Consider the following 25,270-nt stretch of genomic DNA (forward strand, 5'->3'; position numbering starts at 1 on the left):
CTTGGGGGGTGGGGGCTGGGGCGGCACTTTCCAAAAGGACGGCTATTGGCTCCGCCAAAAATAACTGCTGAAAAACAGTGCGACCGGTGCGACCCCGCAGCGGCAAAGAAGACCACAGCCATGGCCGACAGGGGAGGATCAATGGTGCGTTACCCCCAACCAACCCAACCGAACCAGCCAAAATAGTCCTATTCCCCCCAGAGCCAGCCAATCCTGTCGCTGCAAGCGCAAATGGTGCCATGGATTGTCGTAGGTGCCCGGTTCTTGAAAACCCCGTACTTGCATCGCGCAGGCCACCTGTTCGGCTCGCAGGAGCAAATTGTCCAACAGCCGTACTGCTAAGGCTAACCACAGCTTGATACTGCCCCTAATGCCCACCAATTGCCAATTGATGGCACGTGTTCGCACGGAGCGGCTCAGATTTTGCACCTCCTCCAAAACCAAGGGAATAAACCGCAGCGCCAGCGTCAACGTCAGGGCAATTTCTGCCACCGGTAGCTTAAAGCGCCTTAGGGGCTGCATCAGATTTTCCAAGCCAGCGGTGACTTCCTCAGGAGCAGTGGTGAGCAAAAATAAATGGGTGCTGTAGAGGAGGGTAAACAGGAGCGTACTCAGGCGTAGCCCCAAATCCAGCGATCGCTGGGAGACTTGCAGGTGAATGGGAAACTGACCCACTTGGGTATGAAATTGCCAGAGGAGATAACTGTAATTCGTGGGCGGAACTGTGGCTTCCAAAGGGCGGCGCGGTTGATAGGTTACAGCCAGCCCATCGGGCATCAAAGCCGTGATCGCGAGAATTAAGCTCCCCACTAAGAGGAGCCATAGCAGTTGCCGGCGCCAGACGCGCAGCGGAATTCCCCCTAGAAGCGTCAGTAGAATTAAGCTCACCACTAACCCTAAGCGCCAAGCGACATCGGCTAAAATAGGGGCCAACAGAAAGGTCATCAGCCATGCCAACTTGACGCGCGGATCAAGGCGGTGCAGCCAAGTAATGGGTTGTTCCAGGTACAGCCCCAAAGGGAGCGATCGCAACAAATCCATGGAAAATGATTAATTTTTCTCCAGTTGCCGCCGCAGGGCTTCCAACTCTGGATCGTAGGTGGGGGTACTGCTGGGTAATAGTTGCGGATTCGCCAGTTCCGCCTTCAGCCGCGCCAAATCCTCATCGACACTGCCCGCTTCAAGGGCAGCAAACTTGGCTTCAAGGGTATCGCTATTAAGTTCAGCCACCGCTTGGGAGCGGACTTCGAGTTCTTGAACCCGTTCTTCCATGCGCTCGAAGGCAGCCATTGGGGCATTGGCATTGATACTGCTAAAGGTTTGTTGTAGTTGTTCTGAAGCCTTCGCTGCCCGCGCCCGTGCCACGAGCATCTCTTTGCGCGTCTTGGCCTCGGCAATTTTACTTTCAAGCTGTTGCATTTGTTTTTTCAGGGCTTCCACTTGGGTGGCAGACTGTTCCAGTTGTCCCTTCAGCGCCATTGCTGCATTCAGTGCCGTTCTCTTGCGATTCAGTGCCTCCAGAGCCAGTTGTTCATCTCCGTGCTGCAGCGCAATTTTGGCACGGCGCTCCCACTCAACCGCCTGCTGTTGATTTTGGTTAAACTGTTGCTCTAGCCGTTTTTGGGAGGCGATCGCCTGAGCCACGGCTTGCCGCAGTGTGACTAGATTGTCCTGCATCTCAATCATGGTCTGCTCGAGGATTTTTTCGGGATCTTCAGCAGCACCCACCACAGCGTTGAGCCAGCTCCGAGCCACGCGGCTGATGCGATCAAACAGTCCCACGGCGTTCTCTCCCTATTGGTTCCCTATTTATAGCAGTATGCCACTTTCTTTAGGAAGTTTGGCCAAGAGAGCAAAAAACGGTTACTGCTGTCAATTGGGTCTATGGTTATATGGTTAGAGCCGCTTAAATTCAATCCCATCTCTTGAGAACCAGAAGCTTGCAAGGCTAGTTCCTGCAATGGCTCTAGGATACTTTCACTGCCTAGCCGTTGTTGTTGCCAAACCGCGTCAATTCAATTGGCGGGAAATCAGAGCTCGCGCCCTGCCCATTTTGAGCAGCGATCTTTTCAGGAATTTAGGGGGCAACCTCAGCATAGCTTTATTGTTTCGTACTCTCTGTATTGTTTCGTACTCTCTGTTAAAATAAGCGGTTAAAAATAACTTATATGTGAGTGCTTCTGCCTATGATTTGGGCAGGCTCCTACCTAGAAGAATATTGTATTTGTTTGCAAAAATCAATGATAAATAATAAATTATTCGGCGCTGTGAATGATTCAACCTTACCCCCCCGAAAATCCTGATAAACACGGCTTTTTAGAGCGCTATGCGCCGGTGTTGCTGAATCAGAAAAAAGTCCAACAAATATTGAATATGTATGCCAAAGGGGAGCGCACTTTCCATCGCCTAGACCTAAGGGGCGTGACCTTAGAGAATCTGGATCTCACAGGAATTGATCTCAGTGGTGCTAACTTGACGAATGCAACTTTGATCAATGTCAACCTGACCTGTGCTAAACTTATTGAGGCTCAGCTAATGAATGCTGAGCTAGTTAATGTTGAGCTAGATCGGGCAAACCTTAGTTGGACAAACCTGCGGGGAGCGACGCTTATCCACACTCCCCTGACCAAAGCTACTCTACGAAACACTGTGTTACCCAGTGGTGAAGTGAGCAATTAGAGAACTTCTCTCAACGCTTGCTGAAAACGTTGCCAAAACCGTTGATTTTCTTCGGGTGTACCAATAGTAACGCGAATCCCGCCGGCGATCGCCCGTACCAAAGTGCCCTGTTTTTTCAAAAATTCATACAGCGGCTGCGCTTGCTCTGGCTCCTGCAAGCGGAAAAAGAGGAAATTCGCGACACTGGGCCAGACCCGCAGTTGGGGGCAAGCTTGAAGCCGCTCATAGAGGCGCTCCCGCTCTGCCAGTAATGTGGGAATTGCCGCCAATAGCTCTCGACGATGGTTAAGGGCAACCTGCGCCGCCACTTGGGAAAAGGTGGGTAGGTTATAGGGCAGACGGACTTTTTCTAAAACCGCAATTATATCCACATTGGCAATGGCATAGCCCACCCGATGACCAGCTAAGCGAAAAGCCTTGGAAAACGTGCGCAAAATTAACCAGTTGGGATGGGCTTTTAAATCTCTCACCAGCGTCTTGCCGCAAAACTCAAAATAGGCCTCATCAATGACCACTAAAATGTCTTCAGGAAGCTGCCGCAGCCAGTCCACTTCCGCTGCAGTGAGCGGGTTGCCTGTGGGGGAGTTGGGCTGTAGCATAAAGAGAACGCGCACCGGCGGATGGGCTTGGCCAAGGAGAGTGTTGACCTCAGCAATGGGCACAGCAAACGTCTCAGGATCGCGGTGTACCCGATGGACGGGAATCCCTAGGGTTTGGGCGAGGATCCCGTATATGGAAAATGTTGGCTCAGCCACTAAGATAGAACCGTAGCCCCCGATCGCAGTGGCCAGCAAAATCGAGCGAATTAGCTCATCGGAGCCGTTGCCAACCGCAATTTGGTGTGGGGAGATTTCAGTTGGGCTGTGTTCACTGACATAGCGAGCGATCGCCTGCCGCAACTGCCAATGGTGAGCGTCGGGATAGCGATGGCTGGCAAGATCGCGAATGTACTGTTGAGCTAAATCTTCTTTCAAGCGAGGGGGTAAATCCCACGGAAACTCATTGGTATCAAGGTAATCCAATTCTGGTGGTAGGGAGTCACTCGGGGGGGTAGAGTAGGTGCAAAGGTTACTCAGTTCTGGACGAAGAAACGTCGTCATGCCAAGACGGTATAAGGGGATTCAATTATAATAGCACTGAGCTTTTTGCCCTAATTTGCTGCCAACCCTGACCTTTTGACTACGTAGAGGCGAATGTTCCTATGGCGCGTACCGACTTCAAAGATTACTATCAAATCCTCGGGGTCAGTAAAAATGCCACGGATGCCGAAATTCGGCAGGCTTTTCGCCGCCTTGCCCGCAAGTACCATCCCGACTTAAATCCGGGCGACAAAGAGGCAGAAGCTCGTTTCAAGGAAATTAATGAAGCCCATGAAGTGCTCTCGGATCCGGAGAAGCGGCGCAAGTACGATCAATTTGGTCAATATTGGCAGCAGGCCAGTGCGGCGGGTGCCGGTGGCTTTAATGTGGACTTTGGCACTGATTTCAGTCAATTTGCCAACTTTGAAGACTTTATTAACGAGTTATTGGGGCGATTTGCCACTGGCACCACCACAGGACGCACCCGCACTTGGAGCACGGTGGGGTTTGATCCGTCAGGATTTGGCGTCACCGATACGGAACTAGAAGTGCAAATTAGCTTTGAAGAGGCCTTTCGGGGATGTCAAAAGAGCCTCAACATCGGCGGTGAACAGATGACAGTTACAATTCCTGCTGGCGTTAGGTCCGGGACAAAATTGCGGCTGCGGGGCAAAGGTCAGTACAACCCCTACACGCAACAGCGAGGTGACCTCTACCTGACGGTGCAAGTGGCTCCCCATCCCCTCTTTCACTTTGAGGACGACCAACTGGTCATTGACTTGCCGCTTACTCCAGATGAAGCCGCCTTGGGTGCTCAGGTAACCGTACCTACCCCTTCTGGCAATGTGGTTGTAACTGTGCCTGCGGGGACGCGATCGGGTCAATCTCTGCGACTGCGGAGTAAAGGTTGGCCAAATCGGTTAGGGGGCAGGGGTGATCTCCTCGCCAAGGTGCAAATTGTGCCCCCCAAATCCCTGAGTTGGCAAGAAAAAGAACTCTACGAAAAATTGCGATCCCTGCGCACGTTTAATCCCCGTGCTCAATGGCCGGTTTAGATCTAGCTTAGGGAAACTGACGGGATTTTACCGCTTGGCAGTAGTTCTCAACAGCCGCGATCGCCTGTGTCCCCAGGTCGGCATACACCTTGGCAAAGGGAGGAATCCGCGGACTCAAACCCAAGATATCCGCTGTTACCAATACTTGGCCATCACAGTAGGGGCCAGCACCAATGCCAATGGTGGGGATTTCTAGCTTAGCAGTAATCCGCTGGGCGAGATCCGCTGGGATATGCTCTAAAATCAATCCAAAGGCTCCTGCTTCGGCAAGGGCAAGGGCATCTTTTACAATTGCTTCTGCCCCTTGGGACGTCTTGCCCTGCTGTTGCCAGCCCCCCAATTGATGTACCTGTTGGGGCAATAGACCCACATGACCGAGCACGGGAATTCCCGCCTCTACAAGACGTCGTGTTGCTGCCTGAACCACAGGGGAAGCCCCTTCCATTTTTACCGCCTGCACGTCCGCTTCTTTGACTAAACGCCCCGCCGATCGCAGGGCTTGCTCTGGACTTTCTTGATAGCTTAAAAACGGCAGATCACACACCAAAAAACTATGGGTTACTCCCCGCCGCACCGCCTGCGCATGGTGAATCATCTGATCGAGAGTTACAGGCAACGTCGTTTGATAGCCAAGGGCAACCATGCCAAGGGAATCCCCCACAAGGATCACATCCACGCCTGCTGCATCCAATAGTCGTGCCCACAAATAATCCCAAGCCGTGAGCATGGTAATCGGCTCTCCCTGCCGTTTTTTTTGTTGGAGTTGAGGTAGGGTTACGGGGCGACGCACCATAGTCATATCCATGAGAGTTGTATCTCCATCCTCTAGAGGAACAGTGAAAACGTCAATTTAGCCACAGGGGATAGATGATATGATTAGGACGCGATGTTAGCCACAATACGCATGTCTTTGCCTGCCTTTGTTGAAGCTCTATTAACGCCTGCGGCTTATCCCCATCGGGTCACAACGCCAATTCAATTGCTGCAAACGCATATTTCCTATGTATTTCTTACGGGGGACTATGCCTACAAGGTGAAAAAGCCGGCGGACTTTGGCTTTTTGAACTTTACAACACTAGAAAAGCGCCGGTTTTACTGTCAGGAGGAGTTGCGGCTCAATCAGCGCTTGGCACCAGATCTGTACTTGGCGGTGGTGCCCATTGTGGCGGCGGGCGATCGCTATTGTGTAGCGGATTCCCAAGACTTGCCTGCGGGGGCTGAGGTGATTGACTATGCGGTGCAAATGCGGCAGTTTGATCAATCACAACTGTTTTCTCATCTTTTTACGGCCAACCAGGTTACCCCCAGCTTGATAGAATCCCTCGGCAAGGAATTGGCTCACTTCCACCGCACTGCAGCCACCAATCCCCATATTAGTAAATTTGGTTCTCCCCAAGCGATCGCCCAAGTGATTCGTAATTGCCACGCACTCGCTGCTCAGTTTGTCGGCCGCTGTCAATCACCAGAGCAGTATGGAGCGATTCAGGCCTTTACGGATGACTTTTTGATCCGGCATCAAGAGTGGTTTGTCCAACGGCAAGCAGGGGGGAAAATTCGCGAATGCCATGGCGATCTGCACCTAAACAATATCTGTCTTTACAACGGCAGGGTGCAAATTTTTGACTGTATCGAATTCAATGAAGAATTTCGCAACATTGATGGCATCTATGACGCCGCCTTTTTGCTGATGGATCTGGAGTTTCGCGGGCGCGGCGACTTAGCTAATCTGTTCTTGAACACCTACTTGGAGTGGAGCGGTGACTATGAAGGGGCGGTGCTATTGCCTCTGTACCTCTGTGTGAGAGCCTATATTCGCGGCAATGTGAACGCCTTGGCGCTCAATGATCCCACCATCAGTGAGGCCGAAAAGGTAGAAATTCAAGCCACGGCTGCCGCCTACTATGACGCTGCCTATCGCTATACTCAACCGCGCCAAGCCAAGCTCTATGTCATGTGTGGCCTCTCAGGTGCTGGCAAAAGCACAAGGGGGCGGCGGCTTGCCCAAGGGAGTCAGGCAATTCAAATTCGTTCGGATGCGGTGCGTAAACACCTGGCGGGCTTACCCCTGGATCGTCACAGCAGTGATTTTCCTGAGGTCAATCTCTATTCTGAGGCCATGACTCAAAAAACCTATAATCAGCTTTTGGCCTATGCGGAACTGTTGCTGCGGCAGGGGTACACCGTTATTTTGGATGCGAAGTACGATCGCGTGGCACTGCGGCAACCGGTAATTGCTCTTGCAGAGAAACTGCACGTGCCCCTAGAAATCCATTTTTGTAATGCACCGCCAGAGGAACTACACCGCCGCCTGAGCGATCGCCAAGGGGATATTGCCGAGGCCACACCCGATCTGATTGCTGCCCAAATGGCCAGTTTTGAATCCTTTTTGCCCAGTGAGGAACCTTACGTTCGCTATGTTTGTGACTAGGACGAGGGCGGCAGATAATAGGAACAGTGCAGTAGGATGGGTCTAATGTATCACATTGGTTTACTGGGGTTAGGCACTGTTGGTGGCGGCGTAGCGCAAATTTTGACGGATCCGGCGGGGCGCCATCCCCTGCTCAAGGAACTGGCGATCGCCCAAGTGGGAGTGCGAAATCGCCACAAGCCCCGCGCCGTTGAACTGGATCCACAGCTTTTCACTACAGACTTAGAAAGCATTGTTACCAACCCTAACATTGACATTGTCGTCGAGGTCCTCGGTGGCATTGAACCAGCGCGATCGCTAATCCTAAAGGCAATTGCCCACGGTAAGCACATTGTCACCGCTAACAAAGCGGTGATCGCCCGCCACGGCGATGAGATTTTTGATGCGGCCAATGCCCAAGGGGTCTATGTGATGCTAGAAGCAGCTGTTGCCGGTGGGATTCCCGTGATCCAAGCTCTAAAGCAAAGCCTAGGCGCGAACCGCATCCACAGCGTGACGGCCATTCTCAATGGCACCACCAACTACATCTTGACCCGCATGCAGCAGGAACGGGGGGATTTTGCACCAATTCTTGCCGATGCCCAACGCCTAGGGTATGCCGAGGCAGATCCCAGTGCCGACATTGAAGGGTGGGATGCAGCGGATAAAATTGCTATTCTTGCCAGCCTTGCCTTTGGCGGCCGCATTCGCCGCGAGGAAGTCTATTGTGAGGGCATTAGCGGCATTACCGCTGTGGACATCACCTATGCCGAAAAATTAGGATTTCGTATTAAATTACTGGCGATCGCCCGTCAACTGAGCGCTCAGCCCCTAGAGGTACGTGTTCATCCCACCCTTGTTCCCCTCGAGCATCCCTTAGCGGGTGTAAATGACGTCTTTAATGCCATCCTCCTCGAAGCCGAGCCTTTGGGACAGGTGATGTTCTACGGTCCCGGTGCCGGTTCAGGGGCAACCGCCAGCGCTGTAGTGGCAGATTTAATTAACATTGCTGCCCTGTTGCCCCAAGGACGTGCCAGCCATCCCTTACTTACCCGCCAGCCTGATCAGTTAATGCCGCTGCTGCCAATGGCGGAGGTGGATAGTCGCTTCTACGCCCGCGTCCATGCCCAAGATCATCCAGGGGTCTTGGGCAAGTTGGGCACCTGTTTTGGTCACCACAATGTTAGCCTCGAATCTCTTGTGCAAATTGGCAGCCATAATGAACTGGCAGAAATTGTGATTGTTACCCACCATGTGCGCGAAGGCGAGTTTCGCCAAGCAATGGCCGAAATTGCTCAGATGAGCGATATTGCAGCGGTACCCTCGATTTTGCGAGTCTTAGGCACTTCCTAGGGATTAGGCTTGATGCCTGTTTTCCGCTCCACAATTTCCTTAACCACCAATGTCACCAGTGCCAACAGAGCGAGAATAACTGCTGCGGCGTAAGCCGACTCGGTGTTGTAATTTTTGTAGGCATCTTCAACAAACAGGGGTAGAGTTTGCGTCAATCCAGCTACATTCCCAGAAACGACCGCCACAGCACCAAACTCCCCCATCGCCCGCGCATTGGTTAACAAGACCCCATAGAGCAGCCCCCAACGGATATTGGGCAGGGTTACCCGCCAAAAGGTTTGCCACTCGTTTGCCCCTAGCGTTTTTGCGGCTTCCTCCTGCTCGGTGCCGATTTCTTCCAGCACAGGGATGACCTCCCGTGCCACAAAGGGCAAACTTACAAAGGCCGTTGCCAGCACCATCCCCGGAAAAGAAAAAATGACGCGAATATCCCAGGCTTGCAGCCAGCTCCCGAACCAACCATTGCGGCCATAGACCAGTACCAGCATTAATCCAGCAACAACAGGGGAGATGGAAAAGGGCAAATCAATAATGCTGAGCAAAAGGGTACGTCCCGGAAAGCGATGGCGGGCGATCGCCCAAGCGGCACAGAGGCCAAAGACCATATTTAAGGGCACCACCACCAAGGCAAGAGCAAAGGTCAGCCACGCGGCATGGAGAAAATCCGGCGCTAGTAAGTTTTGCACAAAGGGCACGACTCCCTTGTGAAAGGCTTGGAAAATCACATTGGCCGCCGGAATCAAAAGCACAAGGGCTAAGTAGCCGATGGCAATGACAATCAAAAGGACATGCAGCCACGGTTTTTCCTGTGTCGGCGAGGGTTTAACGCTGTGCATAGCGCCGCCCCCATGCTTGCAGTAGGTTAATGAGAAATAAAATCCCTAGGGACACCAAGAGCATCACCGTACCAATAATCGTGGCGGCTTCATAGTCATACTGCTCTAAGCTCTGAAACACTAATACCGAGGCAATTAAGTCCCGAAAAGGTGTGTTAGAAGAAATGATTACCACTGAGCCAAATTCCCCTACGGCGCGTGAGAAGCCCAAGGCAACCCCCGTGAGAATGGCGGGCAGCAAAGGGGGCAAAATCACCCGCCAAAAGGTCTGCCCATGGGTGGCACCCAGCGACCACGCCGCCTCCTCCACATCTTTTTCCATCTCCGTGAGAACAGGCTGAACTGTGCGAATGACAAAGGGCAACGAAATAAAGAGCATGGCCACCGCCACCCCCCAGCGGGTAAAAGCAATTTTGATCCCCAAGGGCGCCAATAAGCCGCCAATCCAGCCATTTTCGCTATAGACCGTGGCCAGGGTCAAACCCGCCACCGCTGTGGGCAGGGCAAAGGGCAGATCCACTACGGCATCAAAGAAGCGTTTCCCCGGAAAGGAGTAGCGCACCAGTACCCAAGCAATCAGGGTACCAAAGATGCCATTGATGAGGGCTGCTATCAACGCAGTTACAAACGTAACTTCATAGGCCGAGAGGGCGATCGCCCGTGTTGCCACCTGCCAAAAATGCACTGGCCCAGCACTACTGGCTCGACTCAAGAGGGCGGCAATGGGCACAGCCAGCATCACCAGTAAGTAAAAGACTGTGATCCTCCAGACCCAAGGGAACTGCCAGCGCTGCTTCTGAGGAGAGAAGGGGGGGGAAATGGAGTGGGTAGCAGTCATTAGGCTCGATTCTCCAGCAGGATTTGATCCAACAGGGCACCATTGGCAAAAAATTGGGATTGCACCCTGTCCCATCCTCCTAAATCCGCCACGGTAAAGAGGGTGGGCACAGGTGGAAACTCCTGCCGATGGGCGGCAAGAACTGCGGCATCCACGGGTCGAAAACCATACTGCGCAAAAATTTCCTGGGCTTGCGGAGTGTAAAGAAACTCAATATAGGCCTGTGCCACCTCCCGTGTGCCATGTTTATCCACATACTTGTCCACAAGGGCAACCGGATTTTCAATCAGGATGTTCACAGGAGGAATGCTATAGGAGAGGGCTTGTCCCTTTTTTCGCGCCAAGATCACTTCATTTTCATAGTTGATCAGGGCATCTCCTTGTCCCTGTTTCAGAAAGGCATCGGTGGCTTCACGGCCATCCCGCGGTAAGGCAGCCACATGGCGAAAAGCCTTAGTCACAAACTGCCGTGCTTGCTCAGGCGTTCCCCCTGTTTGGGTGACTGATCCCCACAGAGCAAGGAAGTTCCAGCGAGCCGCGCCAGAGGTTTTGGGATCCGCCGTAACAAAGGTAACCCCCTCACGAGTGAGGTCTTGCCATGTTTGCAGATTTTTGGGGTTACCCTCGTGGGTAATCAAGGCACAGACAGAGGTGGTGACAATACTGTTATGGGGCGCTTGACTTGCCCAATCAGGAGAAATTAACCCTGCTTGGACTATGCGATCCACATCTAAGCCGAGGGACAAGTGCACAATATCGGCTTCTAAGCCATCAATCACTGCTCGCGACTGACGACCGGAAGGTCCGTAAGTGGTGCGAAAACGAACTTTTTGTTGGTGTTCTCGCTCCCACTGGGCAGCAAACAGGGGCATAATAGCCTCATGGGCTTTTTTAGTCACTGCAAACGAGGCGAGGGTCAAATTCACTTGGACAGGACGGCCATCGGGCAGTTTGGCCTGAAATTCACAAGCAGCGGTCAGAGCACCGAGGCCTACCGCCAGTAGAAACAGACTGAACCAAACACTAAAACGCCGCCAACGCACCATTCTGCAATCAATCTACGATAAGTCGGTCGGAATACCGATGTGTAACCATATTAGCAGAAGGGCGGCCATCCTTAATTAGAACACCGTTGGTACGGGTGGGAATCACAACTTGTGGTTGATGACGCTGATATGCTGTCAATGAAAAGACAGGGAAACTCATCCAGGAATAGGGAGGCATGAATTAAACCTTTGAGAATAAGCGTCCTCATTATCTAGGACGATGCCTCAGCGGTCATTGGGGCAAGGGCAGCCACAATGGCATCGGTAACGCGACGTACAGGATAAATCTCTAAGCCCGCCATGGTGCAGCTTTGGCTTTCGGGAATAATTGCCCGATGGAATCCCAGTTTCAGCGCCTCCCGCAGCCGTAGCTCTAACTGCGAGACTGGCCGCACCTGTCCTCCCAGACCCACTTCGCCAATGATCACCGTTTGGGGTTGGACGCAGCGATCGCGAAAACTGGCCACCACAGCCACGGCAACACCCAAGTCGGCGGCCGGTTCGGCGACATTTAGCCCCCCAGAGGAGGCCACATAGGCATCCAGCTTTGAAAGGGGCACCCCTAGGCGTTTTTCCAGTACGGCGAGAATTTGCAGAAAACGATTGTACTCAATGCCAGTGGTTGTGCGGCGGGGAGAGGGGTAACTCGTGGGGCTAACCAAACTTTGCAATTCCACCACAAGGGGACGGGTGCCCTCGCAGGCAACAATGGTGGCAGTACCGGGGGTTGGCTCGCGATCGCCCAAAAACAGCGCGGAAGGATTAGTGACCTCAGCTAAGCCCTGTGCCCCCATTTCAAAAACGCCAATTTCTTGGCTGGCTCCAAAACGATTTTTTACAGCTCGTACGAGGCGGTGACTGGCAAAGCGATCTCCCTCAAAATAGAGCACCGTATCCACTAAATGTTCCAGCACCTTGGGGCCAGCGATCGCCCCCTCCTTAGTAACATGCCCCACAATAAACAAACTCATCTGCTCCCGCTTGGCAAAGCGCATCAGCATTGCTGTTCCCTCACGCACCTGAGATACCGATCCAGGGGCAGCGGTTAATGGGGGCAGATAGACAGCTTGGATACTATCAATAATTGCCAAATGGGGTTGGAGATGGGCAAATTCCTGCAAAATGACCTCTAAATCTGTTTCTGCTAACAGATAAAGAGAAGGGGGTACAGCAATGCCTAGTCGTTGCGATCGCAGTTTTACCTGTTGCGCCGATTCCTCTGCACACACATAGAGAACGCGCTGCCTTTGTCCTAGGTGAGCTGCCATCTGCAACAAAAGTGTGGACTTGCCAATCCCCGGTTCTCCGCCCACCAAGACCAGAGAGCCAGGGACAATGCCGCCGCCCAACACCCGATCCAACTCAGCAAATCCAGAGGGAGAGCGGCTCTGTCTGTGTTCCCTAATCTCGCCTAGGGTTTTGGCACTGAGGGCTTGAGGGTCAGAGGAGGTTCTAGGCGTTGTCCATTGAGGAGACGGCTGCGCCGGCGCCACCACTTGCTCATCAAGGGTGTTCCACTGACCACAGTTAGGACAGCGACCAAAGTATTGTAAAAACTCGGCGCCGCACTCGCGGCAGATGTACAGTACCTTGGCCTTGGGCATTGCCTGCCCTATTGCACCGCCAACAGTTCAACGTCAAAAATCAGTGTCGCATTGGGAGGGATAACACCGCCAACTCCCCTTGCACCATAGCCTAGGTTGGGGGGAATAATTAGTCGCCGCTGACCCCCCACCTGCATTGAGCCGACCCCTTCATCCCAACCCTTAATGACTTGACCGACACCAATTTGGAACTGGAAGGGCTGGCCGCGATCGCGGGAGCTGTCAAAGATGCGGCCATCGGTGAGCATTCCGGTGTAGTGGACCGTAACGCGATCGCCCACTTGGGGCTGGGTTCCCGATCCAACAACAATATCCTCGTATTGCAAGCCTGAGGGGGTAGTAACTAGGTTTGGATTTCCCATGAGTTGAGCGGCCTCCGTTGACACCTCCAGCGGCATACTGGCGATCGCGATCGGAGCCGCCACCAACCATACGCCTACCAAAACAATACCACAGAGAAGCCAACCATAGGCTCGATGCAACTGTTGTCTTACCATGAGCGATTTTTCAACTCCCTAACCTCCCGTTCTAGGCGATCGATGCGCCCCCGCAATTCATCAATTTCTGACTGCTGTGCCACCCCTAAGCTCTCCAAGAACTGGCGGGTTTGTCGTTGCACCGCGGCATCTAGAGAAGCAGCATCTTCTCTAAGGTGTGTCAAGACTTCTTCCACGATTGCCTTTGCCTGATCGGCATTCAGGCGTCCCTCCTTTACCCATTGGTCACTTACTTGACGCAACTTTTCAGCCACTAGGGAAGTGGTGCCAACACCAATTAAAAGCAGTTGTTGAAGCAGATTTTGCTGATTCATGGGGCACGTTCAAAACGCCTATCTTGTATTGTGCCATTGGCGCCTAGGGTTGCGCTAAGATGAAAAAAGGGTCAGTTAGTATAAATTTCCATTGCCAGCGAGGTTGCAGATGATTGAAAAAATTGCCATGGGTCTGTGGGCATTTTCAGCAGTAGGCCTGATTGTCTTGGTCTTGCTCCACAGTCCTAAAGGTGATGGCCTCGCTGGGATTGGCGGTCAAGCCCAGCTCTTTACCAGCACTAGAAGTGCAGAAACCACGTTAAACCGTGTCACTTGGACATTGACAGTCCTGTTTATGGCACTTACCGTTGCCCTCAGTGCGGGTTGGCTGCGCTCAATTTAGCAGGGTTGACGTGTCTTTTTCGTTTGCGATTCGTTCAGCGACACCTGCGGATGTTCCAATCATCTTTCAACTGATCCAAGCACTTGCTGCCTATGAAAAGCTAAGCCACGCCGTAACTGGTACAGAGGAGTCTCTGCGGCAGCATCTATTTGGCGATCGCCCCTATGCCGAGGTACTTTTAGCCGAAACTACGGCTCAAGTCATTGGCTATGCCCTGTTTTTCCCCACCTACTCCACCTTCCTCACCCGTCCCGGTCTGTGGCTTGAGGATTTATTTGTCCTACCCGGCTATCGGCAGCAAGGGGTGGGCACTGCTTTACTAAAAGCCCTAGCACGGCTAGCCGCAGAGCGCGACTATGGCCGCATTGAATGGAGTGTCCTCGACTGGAACACCAGTGCCATTCAATTCTATGAGCGCATAGGTGCCAGTGTTTTGCCGGATTGGCGTATCTGCCGCCTCAGCGGTGAGGCCTTGAGGATCCTTAGGAGCGCTCAGGAAATCGGTTAACCTTTTTTCCTAAATACTGCCCTAGGAAATAGGCCAGTTGTTCGAGAGCGGAATTTGGGCAACTCTCCAGCCAATAAGATAGACAGCGCCTAAATCATGGCCAGAGCGATCGCCTAGAAGAATTGTGGTGGGATTGATATTGCCATGAATCAGCGGCGGCTGTTGGTCATGCAGATAAATTAGAACCTCTAAAAGCCGCTGCGCCAGCAATAGCAAGTCCGCTTCGTTAAAAATACGCCCTTCAGCTTTCCAAGTGGCTAGGGATTTGGCCCAATATAACTCTCGACAAGTGCAAAACCTTTACCCGTTTCAATGTCCACCTCAAAGCTATCCAGATAGGCAGGAAGCGCAGCATGGTTGAGTTTTTGCAACGCAGTGGCTGTGCGCTGAAGAAGATTTATCTCCTCCTGCAACATTCCCTTGCCAAAGAGGAAGAGGTTGAGCACCACCTGTTCATAGCGCCGCCGATCTAAGGCTAAGTAGGTCTGTTGCCAAGTATTGGAGGCCAACGCCCGCAGAATCTCATAGCGATTGCCCAAAATTTGACCAATAAGCTGTGCCATACCGTTTTCCCAACTGGCCACCTCTAGCCTAGCGACTGAGTTGCCGAACAATTTCTGGGGCAACTCTTTGCAGCACCTTGAGGGCTTTGAGACTGCCTTGAATTAAATGTGCCGCCGCAAGGGGATGACAAAGCAGGGCGATCGCCAGTGGCCACGGCCGCAAATTCCCCTGAGCATCAAAGGCTTGACTCAAATCCGGTAGGTCGCGATCGCCCCCATCACTAATTACCCGCACCATGACCAACGGCATGCCCGCTAAAGCCTTGAGCAGGGGCACACCCTCCATATCCACCACCTCCACCCCCCAGCGAGCTGCAAGGGCTTGTTTTTCCTGAACCTTAGAAAGGGTTTTCGCCGTTGTGATGCCTTTTACCCGTCGCCAAGCAGGCGCCAATTTTGCCGATAGCCTCTGATCTAAAAAATACGTTTGCCCTTCTTCATCCTGACAGGTGGTATAGACCACAACTTCGCCCACGCGATCCTCAGGATGTAAGCCCCCACAGACCCCCAACACCAGAATCATTGCAGGCAACGCCTTCAGGGCAGTGATCAAGGTCGGTGTGGTCACAGCGGCTGACCCCGCGCGCAGGGGAAGAATGGCTACGTTGGAGTGCTGTAATCCCCGTTGCACTGCTTGGTATTCTGCCCCTTGGGGCACAAGGACAAGACAGGAAGTCATGAATTATGAACTCATACACATTTCAAAGCTAGCTAACGGCTCGACCTTTGGATAGCCTGAGCGCGGGCAATTTAGAAACTGACCAATGGAAAGAGTGTCACACTCAAGCGTCCGCTATTGTGGATAAGAGGCATGTTCCGCCAAATCTGATACCGTTGTTAGTTGTTAAGGCTATGCTATTGTTCTGGCAAATTATGAGCTATCCCCCATCCCGACTCAGGCAATCTCGTGAACTGTCACAGGCCACCTAGACAAACAAAAATGAATATGATAGCTATAGATTTTGCTCAATCCTTGTTTATAAAAGTCGTCCCCCGTCGAATTGCGATTGCGAAGCATCTGCGGAGAATCGCAAATTGAGTGCCCAAAAGCGTTGGCTTGAGGAACGGTCGAGGATTGACTCAACTATCGATCAATGCGTGTAGGAGTGAACCCCCATATGATTCAAATGGTGCTGGAGAACCCAGTTTCCGTTAAGGATGCTGAGCGCTTTTGCCAAGAGATATTACCCCAAGTCTCGCGCACATTTGCCCTCAGTATTCGCTTCCTCCCCGGAAATTTGGGTCGGGCGGTTCTGGTAGCCTATCTCATCTGTCGCATTGCCGATACTGTTGAGGATGATCCAATCACCAGTATCCCTGCAAAAACAGCCCTGTTGGATCATCTCCTAGAGTGTTTTGACAGTCCTGATCTCGCTAACAGTTACGGTGAAACAGCACGGGGAGTGCAGGGGGAGCCGGCCCATGTGGAACTGGTGAAAAATACTGGGTTAGTCTTTGCCCTTTACCGTTCTTTGCCCCTTACATCCCAACAGCATGTCCAGCGCTGGGTCAGCGAAATGGTCTATGGAATGAAAAAGTTTGTTAACCTCTACCCCAATGGCATCCGCATTCAAACCCTCGATGAATATAAAGAATACTGTTACTACGTTGCGGGTACCGTTGGCTATCTCCTGACGGATTTGTGGTATGAGCATTCCCCCAGTATTGGTGCAAATGAGTATCAGGTGTTGCTCAAGCGCTGTGCTGCCTTTGGTGAAGCTCTGCAAACGGTGAACATTCTCAAGGATATTGCTTGGGATGCGGAGCACGAAAACTCAATCTATATCCCCAATGAATCTCTGCTGCTCCAGGGCAGTAGCCACCAGTCTATCCTTAGTGCTCAACACCTTGAGCAAAATCATGCAGCCATTAAGGAATTAATTGCCCTTGCTTGGCAGGATCTGGATGAAGCCCAAGCCTACCTCCTATCGGTGCCCAAGGCGGCGATTCCTATCCGTCTCTTTTGTGTCCTGCCGCTCCTTTTTGCCTATGCCACCCTGCGAGAACTCACCCATTCGACTGCGATGCTGCAACCGGGGGGTGGGGTTAAAATTAGCCGTGCAGAGGTGAAATCTCTAATGGTGATGGGGCCTGTGTCTATTCTTAGTAACCATAGTCTCCGCTGGCTAATTGGCCAAGTGCGGCAAAAGCCCTTTATCCTTGGCAGACTTTAGGGCAATACGCCAAAAAAGCCAATGGTTAGGAAAGCCAGAATCCGTTACGATAGGGGGAGATGGCTGAATTGTTGCAAATCTTTATAAGTTGAGATGAATTGTATTATCCACCGCCGCGCTGAGTTTGCCGCCAGTCATCGCTACTGGTTACCGGAATGGTCAGAAGCGGAGAATCTAGCGCGTTTTGGTGTCCATAGTCGCTTCCCTGGCCACGGTCATAACTACGAGCTATTTGTTTCCATGGGGGGCGTTGTTGACAACTTTGGCATGGTGTTGAATCTATCGGAGGTCAAGCACATTATCCGCCGTGAAGTCATCGAACCCCTGAATTTTTCCTACCTTAATGAGGTGTGGCCGGAGTTTCAAGCCACATTACCCACTACAGAACATATTGCACGGGTAATTTGGGATCGGCTCTTTGCCCACTTACCCCTTGTGCGTATTCGACTGTTTGAACATCCGCGCCTTTGGGCGGACTATACGGGAGACCCTATGGAAGCCTATCTTTCTGTTGGTACTCACTTTAGTGCGGCGCATCGCCTTGCCCTTGACGCTCTAAGCTATGAGGAAAACTGCCGCATTTATGGCAAGTGTGCCCGCCCCCACGGCCATGGCCACAACTACCATGTGGAGATTACGGTCAAGGGAACAATCCATCCACGTACCGGCATGATTGTTGATTTGGTCAAGCTAGAGGAAGTCCTTAAGGAACAGGTGGTTGAACCCTTGGATCATACATTCTTGAACAAGGACATTCCCTATTTTGCCACGGTAGTGCCGACGGCAGAGAATATTGCCATTTACATTGCTCATTTGTTGCAGGAGCCGATTCGCCAGTTGGGGGCGACGCTTCATAGGGTGAAGTTGATTGAAAGTCCCAACAATGCCTGCGAAATCCTTTGTGAGGAATTGCCCCCCATGGATAGGATACTGAGTGGTGCTCTACCCATGTTGGAGCGAGTCTAGGTGATGTTGAGCAATATCCCTTGGCTACTGGCCGCCAGTTTACTCATAGCAACGTTACTTATCTATTTCCCCTACATTTTTGTTGTGATGGGGCGCTTGCAGGCGGGCTTTGATATGGCGGCTCCCCGTACCCTTTTTGAGAAGCTGCCTCCTTTTGCCCAGCGGGCGGTGTGGGCACACGAAAATAGCTTTGAAACCTTTATGCCCTTTGCAGCGGCAGTGTTGTTGACCCTTTTTGCTGGGGTGAATAATTTAACGGTGGCAATTGCTAGCCTCAGTTTTGTTACGGCTCGCTTTTTGTACAGCATCTGCTACATCGCCAACTTTCCCCTTGGGCGCTCTCTCATGTTTGGTGTGGGGACAGCAGCCACCTTGACGCTTTTTTGGCAAAGTCTCACTGCTCTTGGCCGTTAATATAGTTTATAAAATCCCTGAGGAAATGCACTGAGTATAGAGTATTCTAAATGTCTCTTGATAATCTCCGCACCCTCTACCAGCAAGTCATTCTTGAACACTACAAGAAACCCCGTCACCGTGGCCGCACACAGCCTGTGGATCGCCAGCAGCGGGGACACAACCCCTCCTGTGGAGACACGATTGATTTAACCATTGCCCTAAGGACAAATGAGCAGGGGGAGACGATCATTCAGGATATTCAGTTTGAGGGGGAAGGCTGCGCGATCGCCATGGCCTCAGCGGATTTGATGGCCGATGCCCTGCGGGGACAACCCGTAAGTCAGGCTCTACAAATGGTGGAACAGTTCCAAGCAATGATGAAGGGGCAGTTTGAGTTTCCCCGTGAGTTGCGCAAGCTGAATGTAATGCAGGGGGTGGCTCAGTTTCCGGTGCGGATTAAATGTGCAACATTGGCATGGCATACCCTGCGGGCAGCGTTGCAGCAGGATCAATCCGCTGTAAATGGTTTTGTCAGTAATGAGGAGGAAGAATAGTGCTAACCCCCGCCGATTTTGCCACCTATAGCCGCTGGGCTGGCGTTGCTACCCTTGTCATGGCCAGTTTGACTGTACTCACATTTGTTTTTCGCTGGGGTGTGCGCTTTCGCTTTGTCGGTATTACGGGGTTTCTCGGTGTGGTGACGGTGGGACTGTTTGCCCTAAGTATTGTGCCGATTGTCCACTCTCCGGTGCCCGGTGCCGCCAAATATACCCTCGTCTATGACAATGGGGCAACGCAAGTGGTCATTACAGTGCCCCCTGACATTGAGCGCAGTACCCTTGAGGCAACGCTGGTACAGGCGGCGAACGATTTATTTTCCTTGGGACGGCTTGGCCGAGGGGGCGATCGCCTGACGGTGATTGCACGTACTGTGGTGCACCCTGAACCGGGGGTAACTGAGCCAGTGATTTTAGGGGTAGCTACCCGTTCTCTGAGCGATCGCACCGATAGAAATATCACGGTCAAAGTGCTCAAAAGCTAACCTGGTGTATGATATATTAGTAATTCCGAGGACGCATAGCTCAGTTGGTTAGAGCACCACGTTGACATCGTGGGGGTCACTGGTTCGAGTCCAGTTGTGTCCATTGCTATTTACCCGTCAGGGCTGGTAGACCAAGGCTAGGAAGCAGGGGTTGCTTCCCTAGTAAGTCCTAGTCTTGGAACTGAAATTGCGAAATGCGGACGGAGGGACTTGAACCCACACACCTTGCGGTACTAGAACCTAAATCTAGCGCGTCTGCCAATTCCGCCACGTCCGCAGCAAACCTAGTCTAACGCACTTTGGGTAGGAGGCGATCGCCCTACAACCCCATTTTAGTAATGGTTCCCCACTTTGCGATGGTGAACGGCGGTCATGCCATCGGGCTTCGAGACACGGCCATTGTCAACGGTGCTATAGACAATCCAGTGATCGTGGGCATCCAGACGGCTGACTACCGTGCATTCCATGTAGGCAAGGGCATCGGCCAAAATCGGACTGCCGTTACTCGCAGGATAGGTTTTCACGTGGGCAAAGCGATCAGCGCCCGGTGGGAAGCGCTTCAGGAAGTGGCGCATCAGGGGCTGATAATTTCCCTCTTCGAGAACGTTGAGGACAAAGGTATCCCCTACACGTAGGAAGGACTCAATAGCACGATCCTTGGCCACAGCAATGGAAATTCCAAGGGGTTCAGTACTGGCCTGTGCCACCCAAGAGGCCAACATGGCACTGTTAATCGCACCCTTTTGGGCGGTGATAATGTAGAGTCCGCCACTGAGGCGACCCAACGCTTTATCCAAGTCGGTGTCGAGGGATTTCATTTGCTTGACGGTGCGATCGCGCAACAGCCATTGCCCCATGTCGGTACCAGCTTCTTCAGCCTCTTGAAATAGGGCATCGGTGGGAGCCGCTGTTACTCGAATCACGGGAAATGAGGGTGTCAGACCGGCATCCCGAAATTGATTCAGCAATGGATAAACAGGTTCAGCATCGGCCACGCCGCTTTCAAAAACACCAATGGCTTGTTTGGCATGGGCGGCGGCGCGAATCGTGCTCAAAGCGGTTTGAGCAATGGCGGTGGTGGGCGGTGTACCGATAATCAGTCCAGCGGCAATCTCGGTGAGTTCGCGGATATCTTGGGGTTCAGCAGTAAGCAGATCCATTTTTTCAACAACAACCCCAGTTTTGGCTGCCCCCCGTTCGATCGCCTCTGCGAGGGCATTGGCATAACCATAGTTAGCAGCATAGAAAATGGCCACTGTCGTTGCCGCTTTTGCCTGTTCTTGACTCCAATTGCGGTAGGAATTTAGCCATTGAGGGAGATGATGGCGCAGTAGTGGACCATGACCTGTGGCAACCAGTTGCACTGGCGGGAGCACTTCTAAGCGTTTGAAGGCGGAGAGCACTGAGCGGGCATTGGGCCCCATCAGACAGTCGTAGTAAAACTTGAAGTCTGGCTCTAGGAGTTCTGGCTCAGTGTCAAAGGGAGCATCGTTGCAGAAGTGAGCCCCAAAAACATCACAGGTAAAGAGGGTCTGAGTGCCGTGATCAAAGGTGAGAATCGTGTCTGGCCAGTGGAGATTGGGCGCCATGACAAATTCGAGAACATGTCCTTTTCCCAAGTCAAGGCGATCGCCATTTTTTACCTGCCGTTGATTGAAAGACTGATGGATCAAGTCCCCAAGGAACTGTAGAGCCACCTTTGAGGCCACCACGGTAACTTGAGGGGCTTTTGCCAATACATCCTTGACCAGACCGCTGTGATCGGGTTCGGTGTGGCTGACGATGAGATAGTCCAAGTCACTAGGATGCACCAGTTGCCAGAGTTGCTCGAGGTAGCGATCGCCAAACTTGGCATGGGAGGTATCCACGAGGGCAATCTGTTCCCCTTTGATCAAAAAGGAGTTGTAGGTGGTGCCATTTTCAAGGGCAAACTCAATGTCAAAGCGATCGCGATCCCAGTCTAGGCAGCGAATTGCCGTCGTCTCAGGGGCAATGTCCAACACTTGAAGGGTTAAGCGCGGTGGACGTTTGGATGTACTGACGGCCATAGGCAGTTCCTCAATCTTTGAAACTACCTTTTATCCTGACATATGAAGAAAGGTAACAGGATTCAGAGTTTTTAATAGCCACAATAACACGCCTTACAAATGGCCACCCTCATTCGGGTTCAAGGGGTGCCATTGTCAGACCTGCCCGCAACAGTTGCTCATGGTAGAGTTCCGCCTGTTCTTGGGGGCCGACCCAAACAATGGCTTGGCCTTCATAATGCACTTGATTCGTTAGTTCCCAAGCGCGATCGCTCGTCATATTGGGAATATATTTCATCAAACAGGCAGCCACATGCTGAAACGTATTGAAGTCATCGTTGAGGACAATGACTTTGTAGTTGGGGTAGTGCTTGCGAATAACCTGCTGCCGCTCTTGAGGAACAACGCTAGGCATAGATCAGACATTGTTGTAGCTACACTACTCCCTACCTAGTTTAGCAGAACCCGCAAGAATCCTCCGCTGCAAATCTTTGCTTGAAGTGTGAGATGAATTGCAGCAGCAACCTAGGGTAATGGGCTTATCGAAAATCCAGTTGATCCTAATGCTCAAAGTTGTCAAGGTCAGGCTCTACCCCAATCAGCAGCAAACGACAACCAAGTCATCGGTGTGGAAAACCTCAATGTCAAAGACATGGTCAAGAATCACAACCTAGCTAAGGCCATCCGCCAAGTCGGCTGGGGAATGTTCTTGACGATACTTGGACTTGTTCTAATTGTGGAACAAGTCAAGATCGTAACATCAATGCTGCTATCAACATCCGAGAAGAGGGGCTACGACTCTTGAGCTGTGGGACGGGGGACAAAGCCTACTTTTCCCAGAAGAAAGCTACAGCCTACTTCTGGGAAAGTCCAGGTGTAAGACCCAATCGTAGAGGAGGTAAGAAGTCTGCGGAATTCAGAATTAAGTCTATACACCCACTCCTGAATTTGGGCAATTTATATCGGTAGTTCACCTCACTGAGTTGAGATTGGTGGCTGTAGTGGCAGTCTCCTTGCGGAGTTTTGGATACAAACATTCGGAACACTCGTATGCTATAGCTAAACGTAGGATTCAACACTTGAGGGCATTGGTTATGACGGCTACGAATGTGTTGGGAACACCCTTAGAGTGCTGCTGTCAAAATCCACTTACAGGATTCTATCGAGATGGTTTTTGCCGGACGGGGGCAGAGGATGTCGGCGCCCATGTCGTCTGTGCTGAAATGACTGCAGAATTCCTTACGTTTACCCGTTCGCGCGGCAATGATCTGTCAACGCCCGTGCCTGCTTATCAATTTCCGGGGTTGAAACCGGGCGATCGCTGGTGTCTGTGTGCCTCCCGTTGGCGCGAAGCCCTCGAGGCAGGTGTGGCTCCCCCTGTCATTCTTGAAGCAACCCATATCAGTGCCCTTGAGTATGTCTCCCTAGAAGATTTGAAAGCCCACGCCCTCGGCAGTAGCCATCAACCATGATTCGGAGAATACTCCAGTATGCCTGACCCAGAATCCGATTTTCGCTTAGATCCTCGCTACGTGGCAGGTTTAGCTGCCTTCAATCGGGGCGATTATCAACTAGCAATCGCTGCTTTCAAAGCAGTGATTGCCACCCATGGTCAACACCGCGAGGGGCTACAGGCTTACTTGCATCTCGTTAAAGCCTATGTCTGCACTCAGCAGTGGCAGGAAGCCATTGATCTGTGTCAACTTTTGGCGCGATCGCCCCTACCGCGGATTCAGGCTTGGGCACAAAAACATCTACCAGAGTTAGAGCGTTATCTTAATGAGGAACCGACCTCCCCCCATCTTCTGTTTGTTGCGGCAACGGGTTCCCATCCGCCCATGCCACTGCGGCTAGCGCCGCGCATCTATCTTTGGCTGAGTCAGGGGGCAACACTGCTTCTCGTGGCGTGGCTGCTCCAAGGGGTGATTGCCGCTCTCCTTAGTTATGCCAACAATCAACTGGCCCTCCTGCGGAGCTGGGAAGGGGCGATAGCGTGGTTTTTGCTGGGCTGCTTGGGGCTGGGACTGCTCAGTGGTGGCAGCAGGCTGTGGTCGTGGCGATTGCGTACCCGCTATGGTCTGCGGCCCGTCAGCCTTGGAGAACTTGAGGAGCATAGTCCCGAAACCGTGATGCTCTTGGGGCGTTTGCAGTGGTCATGGTGGCAACCCCGTCCCGAAGTGGGCTGTTTGATGACGGCAGCACCCGTCATTTTTAGTTATGGACGTTGGCAGCGCCACATCATTGTCAGCGAAGGTCTATTGCGATCGCTCTCTGGGGAGGAACTGCTGGCCTTGATGGCTGTTGAAATTGCCCAACTGCGGCTGGGGCTGAATACCTTGGTGACCCCCCTTGTGCTGCTGTTGCAACTGCTCTATGACCTTTACTCTTGCTGGAGTCGTTGGGGCAATTACTTTGCGCCTCCCTATGGCAATAACTGGGGACGGTGGATCAGCCGCGGAACTCCCTATCTCTTTTGTGCCGTTGTTAGCCAAGGGAGTTACCTCCTCTTTCGCGGCTTGGAGATGCTCTGCTTCTGGAGCAATCAATTGCGGCAGTACTATAGCGATCGCCAAGGGGCAGCGCTCATCGGTAATCCCAATACCCTTGTGATGGCCTGGTTTCGCCTCATGGAAGCCACAGCAGCAACGGTGCGTGCCCAAGGGGAAATCGGTGCTCCCTTAGAATCGTTGCGCTTGCTCCTACCTCTGAACCCGACCCAAGCTGCTCTTTGGGGAAATCAACCCCTCGATTGGCCAACAGTGATCCGCTGGGATACCGCCCATCCCCTGCGATATTGGTTTCGCTTGACCTCCTCCCATCGTCCCTTGGGACTGCGCCTGCAAGCCCTGATGAGCGATGCGCAGCAATGGCAACTGACTCCCCTCCTCTCGCTCCCCAGTATTTCCCCCCTGCGGTGTCAACAGGCTTGGCAACAAGTGGCACCCCTGTTGGGGGCGATCGCGGGAGTGATCATAACGATTCTCCTCACGGGCGTTGGCCAGTTTGCCCTGCAAGCAGGTGCGATCGCCTTTCCTCTCTGGTGGTTGGCGGATTGGTTAACCTTGGCACGGGGCTTCATTCCCATTGGCATTGGTCTCGGTCTCTTTTTACGCTTGAATGCCTACTATCCATCTCGGTCACCTCAAACCTACACTTTGGGTCAGCTTCTCCGTCGTCTTTTGCCCCTCGATAGTCCCGTTGTTAAGTTAAAGGGGCATTTACGAGCAGTAACAGGCTTGCGCAACGGCTTAGGACAGCACCTGTGGCTAGAGACGGATCATGGCTTGTTTCCCCTGCGCTGCCATAGAGCTTGGGGGCCAATTTGGCCAATGCTTGAGCCGGCCTATCTCACCAACTTGCGGGGGCGATCGCTAGTGGTACACGGTTGGTTTCGGCGCGGTACAGTTCCCTATGTTGAAGTAAGTGGGTGGGACTGCGCTGATCTACAGGAAAAGCGCTCTTGGGCTGCCCCCTATTGGGCAATTGTAGTTGCCACCCTGTGGATCCTCTACGGTATCCTGACACTACTGGGTTGGATTTAGG

28 protein-coding genes, 2 tRNA genes and 1 pseudogene are annotated in these 25,270 nt (G+C 52.4%); 15 read left to right on the top strand and 16 right to left on the bottom strand.

Translation table 11 applies throughout. The features are described from left to right. Positions 1 to 138 precede the first annotated feature (138 nt). Both P3X23_RS05515 and P3X23_RS05520 read right to left on the bottom strand, forming a co-directional pair. Positions 139 to 1,041 (bottom strand): energy-coupling factor transporter transmembrane protein EcfT, encoded by a 903-nt coding sequence (locus P3X23_RS05515; protein ID WP_300873966.1) that lies wholly within the window; start codon positions 1,039 to 1,041, stop codon positions 139 to 141. A 9-nt stretch (positions 1,042 to 1,050) separates the two neighbouring features. Then, complete coding sequence (locus P3X23_RS05520; protein ID WP_300873968.1) at positions 1,051 to 1,782, bottom strand: PspA/IM30 family protein; 732 nt, start codon at positions 1,780 to 1,782, stop codon at positions 1,051 to 1,053. A gap of 489 nt (positions 1,783 to 2,271) precedes the next feature. Between P3X23_RS05520 and P3X23_RS05525 the strand changes: the two genes are divergently transcribed. Beyond that, complete coding sequence (locus tag P3X23_RS05525; protein ID WP_300873971.1) at positions 2,272 to 2,679, top strand: pentapeptide repeat-containing protein; 408 nt, start codon at positions 2,272 to 2,274, stop codon at positions 2,677 to 2,679. Here the strand turns inward: P3X23_RS05525 and P3X23_RS05530 are convergent. Then, complete coding sequence (locus tag P3X23_RS05530) at positions 2,676 to 3,779, bottom strand: histidinol-phosphate transaminase (RefSeq protein WP_300873973.1); 1,104 nt, start codon at positions 3,777 to 3,779, stop codon at positions 2,676 to 2,678. The two genes, P3X23_RS05525 and P3X23_RS05530, sit on opposite strands and share 4 nt — an antisense overlap. Positions 3,780 to 3,880: 101 nt before the next feature. On the opposite strand from P3X23_RS05530, the gene P3X23_RS05535 reads away from it, so the two are divergent. Next, positions 3,881 to 4,813, top strand: a complete 933-nt coding sequence (locus P3X23_RS05535; protein WP_300873976.1) for a J domain-containing protein — start codon at positions 3,881 to 3,883, stop codon at positions 4,811 to 4,813. A gap of 7 nt (positions 4,814 to 4,820) precedes the next feature. Here P3X23_RS05535 and panB read toward each other — a convergent pair whose 3' ends face one another. Beyond that, positions 4,821 to 5,606, bottom strand: coding sequence for a 3-methyl-2-oxobutanoate hydroxymethyltransferase (gene panB, locus P3X23_RS05540; protein ID WP_300873978.1), 786 nt, complete (start codon positions 5,604 to 5,606; stop codon positions 4,821 to 4,823). A gap of 111 nt (positions 5,607 to 5,717) precedes the next feature. Between panB and P3X23_RS05545 the strand changes: the two genes are divergently transcribed. Further along, positions 5,718 to 7,241 carry a bifunctional aminoglycoside phosphotransferase/ATP-binding protein gene (locus P3X23_RS05545; RefSeq protein ID WP_300873981.1) on the top strand — a complete coding sequence of 508 codons (1,524 nt, stop codon included), beginning with the start codon at positions 5,718 to 5,720 and terminating at the stop codon, positions 7,239 to 7,241. Positions 7,242 to 7,277: 36 nt separating this feature from the next. Next, entirely contained in the window at positions 7,278 to 8,573 is a 1,296-nt protein-coding gene (locus P3X23_RS05550; RefSeq protein WP_367186531.1) for a homoserine dehydrogenase, read from the top strand. Here the strand turns inward: P3X23_RS05550 and cysW are convergent. From cysW to P3X23_RS05580, 6 genes are all read right to left on the bottom strand, one after another. Then, complete coding sequence (gene cysW / locus P3X23_RS05555) at positions 8,570 to 9,409, bottom strand: sulfate ABC transporter permease subunit CysW (RefSeq protein WP_300873984.1); 840 nt, start codon at positions 9,407 to 9,409, stop codon at positions 8,570 to 8,572. The genes P3X23_RS05550 and cysW overlap by 4 nt on opposite strands. Then, positions 9,396 to 10,247 (bottom strand): sulfate ABC transporter permease subunit CysT, encoded by an 852-nt coding sequence (gene cysT / locus P3X23_RS05560; RefSeq protein WP_300873986.1) that lies wholly within the window; start codon positions 10,245 to 10,247, stop codon positions 9,396 to 9,398. Before cysT ends, cysW begins: the two co-directional genes overlap by 14 nt. Continuing rightward, a complete protein-coding gene (locus tag P3X23_RS05565; RefSeq protein WP_300873988.1) occupies positions 10,247 to 11,293 on the bottom strand; it encodes a sulfate ABC transporter substrate-binding protein in 1,047 nt (348 codons plus the stop codon). Before P3X23_RS05565 ends, cysT begins: the two co-directional genes overlap by 1 nt. Before the next feature lie 212 nt (positions 11,294 to 11,505). Further along, positions 11,506 to 12,897 (bottom strand): DNA repair protein RadA, encoded by a 1,392-nt coding sequence (gene radA / locus P3X23_RS05570; RefSeq protein WP_300873990.1) that lies wholly within the window; start codon positions 12,895 to 12,897, stop codon positions 11,506 to 11,508. An 8-nt stretch (positions 12,898 to 12,905) separates the two neighbouring features. Further along, positions 12,906 to 13,394 (bottom strand): FKBP-type peptidyl-prolyl cis-trans isomerase, encoded by a 489-nt coding sequence (locus P3X23_RS05575; RefSeq protein ID WP_300873992.1) that lies wholly within the window; start codon positions 13,392 to 13,394, stop codon positions 12,906 to 12,908. Next, positions 13,388 to 13,708 carry a phasin family protein gene (locus P3X23_RS05580; protein ID WP_300873996.1) on the bottom strand — a complete coding sequence of 107 codons (321 nt, stop codon included), beginning with the start codon at positions 13,706 to 13,708 and terminating at the stop codon, positions 13,388 to 13,390. The genes P3X23_RS05575 and P3X23_RS05580 overlap by 7 nt, the downstream gene beginning before the upstream one ends. A 109-nt stretch (positions 13,709 to 13,817) precedes the next feature. On the opposite strand from P3X23_RS05580, the gene secG reads away from it, so the two are divergent. Next, positions 13,818 to 14,051, top strand: coding sequence for a preprotein translocase subunit SecG (secG, locus tag P3X23_RS05585; RefSeq protein WP_300873999.1), 234 nt, complete (start codon positions 13,818 to 13,820; stop codon positions 14,049 to 14,051). A gap of 10 nt (positions 14,052 to 14,061) precedes the next feature. Continuing rightward, entirely contained in the window at positions 14,062 to 14,559 is a 498-nt protein-coding gene (locus P3X23_RS05590) for a GNAT family N-acetyltransferase (protein WP_300874001.1), read from the top strand. Positions 14,560 to 14,580: 21 nt separating this feature from the next. Here P3X23_RS05590 and P3X23_RS05595 read toward each other — a convergent pair whose 3' ends face one another. Genes P3X23_RS05595 through P3X23_RS05605 form a run of 3 tightly spaced genes read right to left on the bottom strand, consistent with a single transcriptional unit; the run spans position 14,581 to position 15,801 of the window. After that, the gene (locus P3X23_RS05595) at positions 14,581 to 14,775 is read right to left on the bottom strand and encodes a hypothetical protein (protein WP_300874004.1); all 195 of its coding nucleotides are present in this window, start codon (positions 14,773 to 14,775) and stop codon (positions 14,581 to 14,583) included. A gap of 41 nt (positions 14,776 to 14,816) precedes the next feature. Beyond that, entirely contained in the window at positions 14,817 to 15,122 is a 306-nt protein-coding gene (locus P3X23_RS05600) for a hypothetical protein (protein WP_300874006.1), read from the bottom strand. A gap of 28 nt (positions 15,123 to 15,150) precedes the next feature. Then, on the bottom strand, positions 15,151 to 15,801 hold the full coding sequence (locus P3X23_RS05605; protein ID WP_300874009.1) for a hypothetical protein: 651 nt from the start codon (positions 15,799 to 15,801) through the stop codon (positions 15,151 to 15,153). 439 nt (positions 15,802 to 16,240) lie between these two features. On the opposite strand from P3X23_RS05605, the gene P3X23_RS05610 reads away from it, so the two are divergent. The 6 genes from P3X23_RS05610 (at position 16,241) to P3X23_RS05635 (ending at position 19,803) form a co-directional block, all read left to right on the top strand. Beyond that, positions 16,241 to 17,296 carry a phytoene/squalene synthase family protein gene (locus P3X23_RS05610; RefSeq protein ID WP_300874012.1) on the top strand — a complete coding sequence of 352 codons (1,056 nt, stop codon included), beginning with the start codon at positions 16,241 to 16,243 and terminating at the stop codon, positions 17,294 to 17,296. A gap of 93 nt (positions 17,297 to 17,389) precedes the next feature. Continuing rightward, positions 17,390 to 18,262 (top strand): 6-carboxytetrahydropterin synthase, encoded by an 873-nt coding sequence (locus P3X23_RS05615; protein WP_300874014.1) that lies wholly within the window; start codon positions 17,390 to 17,392, stop codon positions 18,260 to 18,262. 3 nt (positions 18,263 to 18,265) lie between these two features. Continuing rightward, a complete protein-coding gene (locus tag P3X23_RS05620; protein WP_300874016.1) occupies positions 18,266 to 18,676 on the top strand; it encodes an MAPEG family protein in 411 nt (136 codons plus the stop codon). A 50-nt stretch (positions 18,677 to 18,726) separates the two neighbouring features. Then, positions 18,727 to 19,212 (top strand): Fe-S cluster assembly sulfur transfer protein SufU, encoded by a 486-nt coding sequence (sufU, locus tag P3X23_RS05625; protein ID WP_300874019.1) that lies wholly within the window; start codon positions 18,727 to 18,729, stop codon positions 19,210 to 19,212. Further along, entirely contained in the window at positions 19,212 to 19,700 is a 489-nt protein-coding gene (locus P3X23_RS05630) for a Ycf51 family protein (RefSeq protein ID WP_300874022.1), read from the top strand. Before sufU ends, P3X23_RS05630 begins: the two co-directional genes overlap by 1 nt. A 29-nt stretch (positions 19,701 to 19,729) precedes the next feature. Next, positions 19,730 to 19,803, top strand: a tRNA-Val gene (locus tag P3X23_RS05635). Positions 19,804 to 19,895: 92 nt separating this feature from the next. Here the strand turns inward: P3X23_RS05635 and P3X23_RS05640 are convergent. The 3 genes from P3X23_RS05640 to clpS all read right to left on the bottom strand — a co-directional run bounded on the left by P3X23_RS05640 (position 19,896) and on the right by clpS (position 22,142). Continuing rightward, positions 19,896 to 19,977: transfer RNA gene (locus P3X23_RS05640), tRNA-Leu, on the bottom strand. Positions 19,978 to 20,032: 55 nt separating this feature from the next. Further along, positions 20,033 to 21,748, bottom strand: a complete 1,716-nt coding sequence (locus tag P3X23_RS05645; RefSeq protein ID WP_300874024.1) for a diflavin flavoprotein — start codon at positions 21,746 to 21,748, stop codon at positions 20,033 to 20,035. A 109-nt stretch (positions 21,749 to 21,857) separates the two neighbouring features. After that, positions 21,858 to 22,142, bottom strand: coding sequence for an ATP-dependent Clp protease adapter ClpS (gene clpS, locus P3X23_RS05650; protein ID WP_181495524.1), 285 nt, complete (start codon positions 22,140 to 22,142; stop codon positions 21,858 to 21,860). A gap of 192 nt (positions 22,143 to 22,334) precedes the next feature. On the opposite strand from clpS, the pseudogene P3X23_RS11965 reads away from it, so the two are divergent. The 3 genes and pseudogenes from P3X23_RS11965 to P3X23_RS05660 form a co-directional block, all read left to right on the top strand. Next, positions 22,335 to 22,696: pseudogene (locus P3X23_RS11965) on the top strand (hypothetical protein); the annotation flags it as partial. 125 nt (positions 22,697 to 22,821) lie between these two features. Beyond that, positions 22,822 to 23,199 carry a DUF2237 domain-containing protein gene (locus tag P3X23_RS05655; protein ID WP_300874027.1) on the top strand — a complete coding sequence of 126 codons (378 nt, stop codon included), beginning with the start codon at positions 22,822 to 22,824 and terminating at the stop codon, positions 23,197 to 23,199. A gap of 18 nt (positions 23,200 to 23,217) precedes the next feature. Next, positions 23,218 to 25,269: a zinc metalloprotease HtpX gene (locus P3X23_RS05660; RefSeq protein WP_300874029.1), complete on the top strand. Its 2,052-nt coding sequence runs from the start codon at positions 23,218 to 23,220 to the stop codon at positions 25,267 to 25,269. The last annotated feature ends 1 nt before the right edge of the window (position 25,270 follow it).

It is taken from the genome of Thermosynechococcus sp. Uc (genome assembly GCF_029335995.1).
GTDB lineage: Bacteria > Cyanobacteriota > Cyanobacteriia > Thermosynechococcales > Thermosynechococcaceae > Thermosynechococcus.

Bases quoted from the DNA above. Each gene is read 5' to 3' on its own strand.
- P3X23_RS05515 (WP_300873966.1), bottom strand. From the start codon at position 1,041: ATGGATTTGTTGCGATCGCTCCCTTTGGGGCTGTACCTGGAACAACCC.
- P3X23_RS05525 (WP_300873971.1), top strand. From the start codon at position 2,272: ATGATTCAACCTTACCCCCCCGAAAATCCTGATAAACACGGCTTTTTA.
- P3X23_RS05530 (WP_300873973.1), bottom strand. From the start codon at position 3,779: ATGACGACGTTTCTTCGTCCAGAACTGAGTAACCTTTGCACCTACTCT.
- P3X23_RS05535 (WP_300873976.1), top strand. From the start codon at position 3,881: ATGGCGCGTACCGACTTCAAAGATTACTATCAAATCCTCGGGGTCAGT.
- panB (WP_300873978.1), bottom strand. From the start codon at position 5,606: ATGGTGCGTCGCCCCGTAACCCTACCTCAACTCCAACAAAAAAAACGG.
- P3X23_RS05545 (WP_300873981.1), top strand. From the start codon at position 5,718: ATGTCTTTGCCTGCCTTTGTTGAAGCTCTATTAACGCCTGCGGCTTAT.
- P3X23_RS05550 (WP_367186531.1), top strand. From the start codon at position 7,278: ATGGGTCTAATGTATCACATTGGTTTACTGGGGTTAGGCACTGTTGGT.
- cysW (WP_300873984.1), bottom strand. From the start codon at position 9,409: ATGCACAGCGTTAAACCCTCGCCGACACAGGAAAAACCGTGGCTGCAT.
- cysT (WP_300873986.1), bottom strand. From the start codon at position 10,247: ATGACTGCTACCCACTCCATTTCCCCCCCCTTCTCTCCTCAGAAGCAG.
- P3X23_RS05565 (WP_300873988.1), bottom strand. From the start codon at position 11,293: ATGGTGCGTTGGCGGCGTTTTAGTGTTTGGTTCAGTCTGTTTCTACTG.
- radA (WP_300873990.1), bottom strand. From the start codon at position 12,897: ATGCCCAAGGCCAAGGTACTGTACATCTGCCGCGAGTGCGGCGCCGAG.
- P3X23_RS05575 (WP_300873992.1), bottom strand. From the start codon at position 13,394: ATGGTAAGACAACAGTTGCATCGAGCCTATGGTTGGCTTCTCTGTGGT.
- P3X23_RS05580 (WP_300873996.1), bottom strand. From the start codon at position 13,708: ATGAATCAGCAAAATCTGCTTCAACAACTGCTTTTAATTGGTGTTGGC.
- secG (WP_300873999.1), top strand. From the start codon at position 13,818: ATGATTGAAAAAATTGCCATGGGTCTGTGGGCATTTTCAGCAGTAGGC.
- P3X23_RS05600 (WP_300874006.1), bottom strand. From the start codon at position 15,122: ATGGCACAGCTTATTGGTCAAATTTTGGGCAATCGCTATGAGATTCTG.
- P3X23_RS05605 (WP_300874009.1), bottom strand. From the start codon at position 15,801: ATGACTTCCTGTCTTGTCCTTGTGCCCCAAGGGGCAGAATACCAAGCA.
- P3X23_RS05610 (WP_300874012.1), top strand. From the start codon at position 16,241: ATGATTCAAATGGTGCTGGAGAACCCAGTTTCCGTTAAGGATGCTGAG.
- P3X23_RS05615 (WP_300874014.1), top strand. From the start codon at position 17,390: ATGAATTGTATTATCCACCGCCGCGCTGAGTTTGCCGCCAGTCATCGC.
- P3X23_RS05620 (WP_300874016.1), top strand. From the start codon at position 18,266: ATGTTGAGCAATATCCCTTGGCTACTGGCCGCCAGTTTACTCATAGCA.
- sufU (WP_300874019.1), top strand. From the start codon at position 18,727: ATGTCTCTTGATAATCTCCGCACCCTCTACCAGCAAGTCATTCTTGAA.
- P3X23_RS05645 (WP_300874024.1), bottom strand. From the start codon at position 21,748: ATGGCCGTCAGTACATCCAAACGTCCACCGCGCTTAACCCTTCAAGTG.
- clpS (WP_181495524.1), bottom strand. From the start codon at position 22,142: ATGCCTAGCGTTGTTCCTCAAGAGCGGCAGCAGGTTATTCGCAAGCAC.
- P3X23_RS05655 (WP_300874027.1), top strand. From the start codon at position 22,822: ATGACGGCTACGAATGTGTTGGGAACACCCTTAGAGTGCTGCTGTCAA.
- P3X23_RS05660 (WP_300874029.1), top strand. From the start codon at position 23,218: ATGCCTGACCCAGAATCCGATTTTCGCTTAGATCCTCGCTACGTGGCA.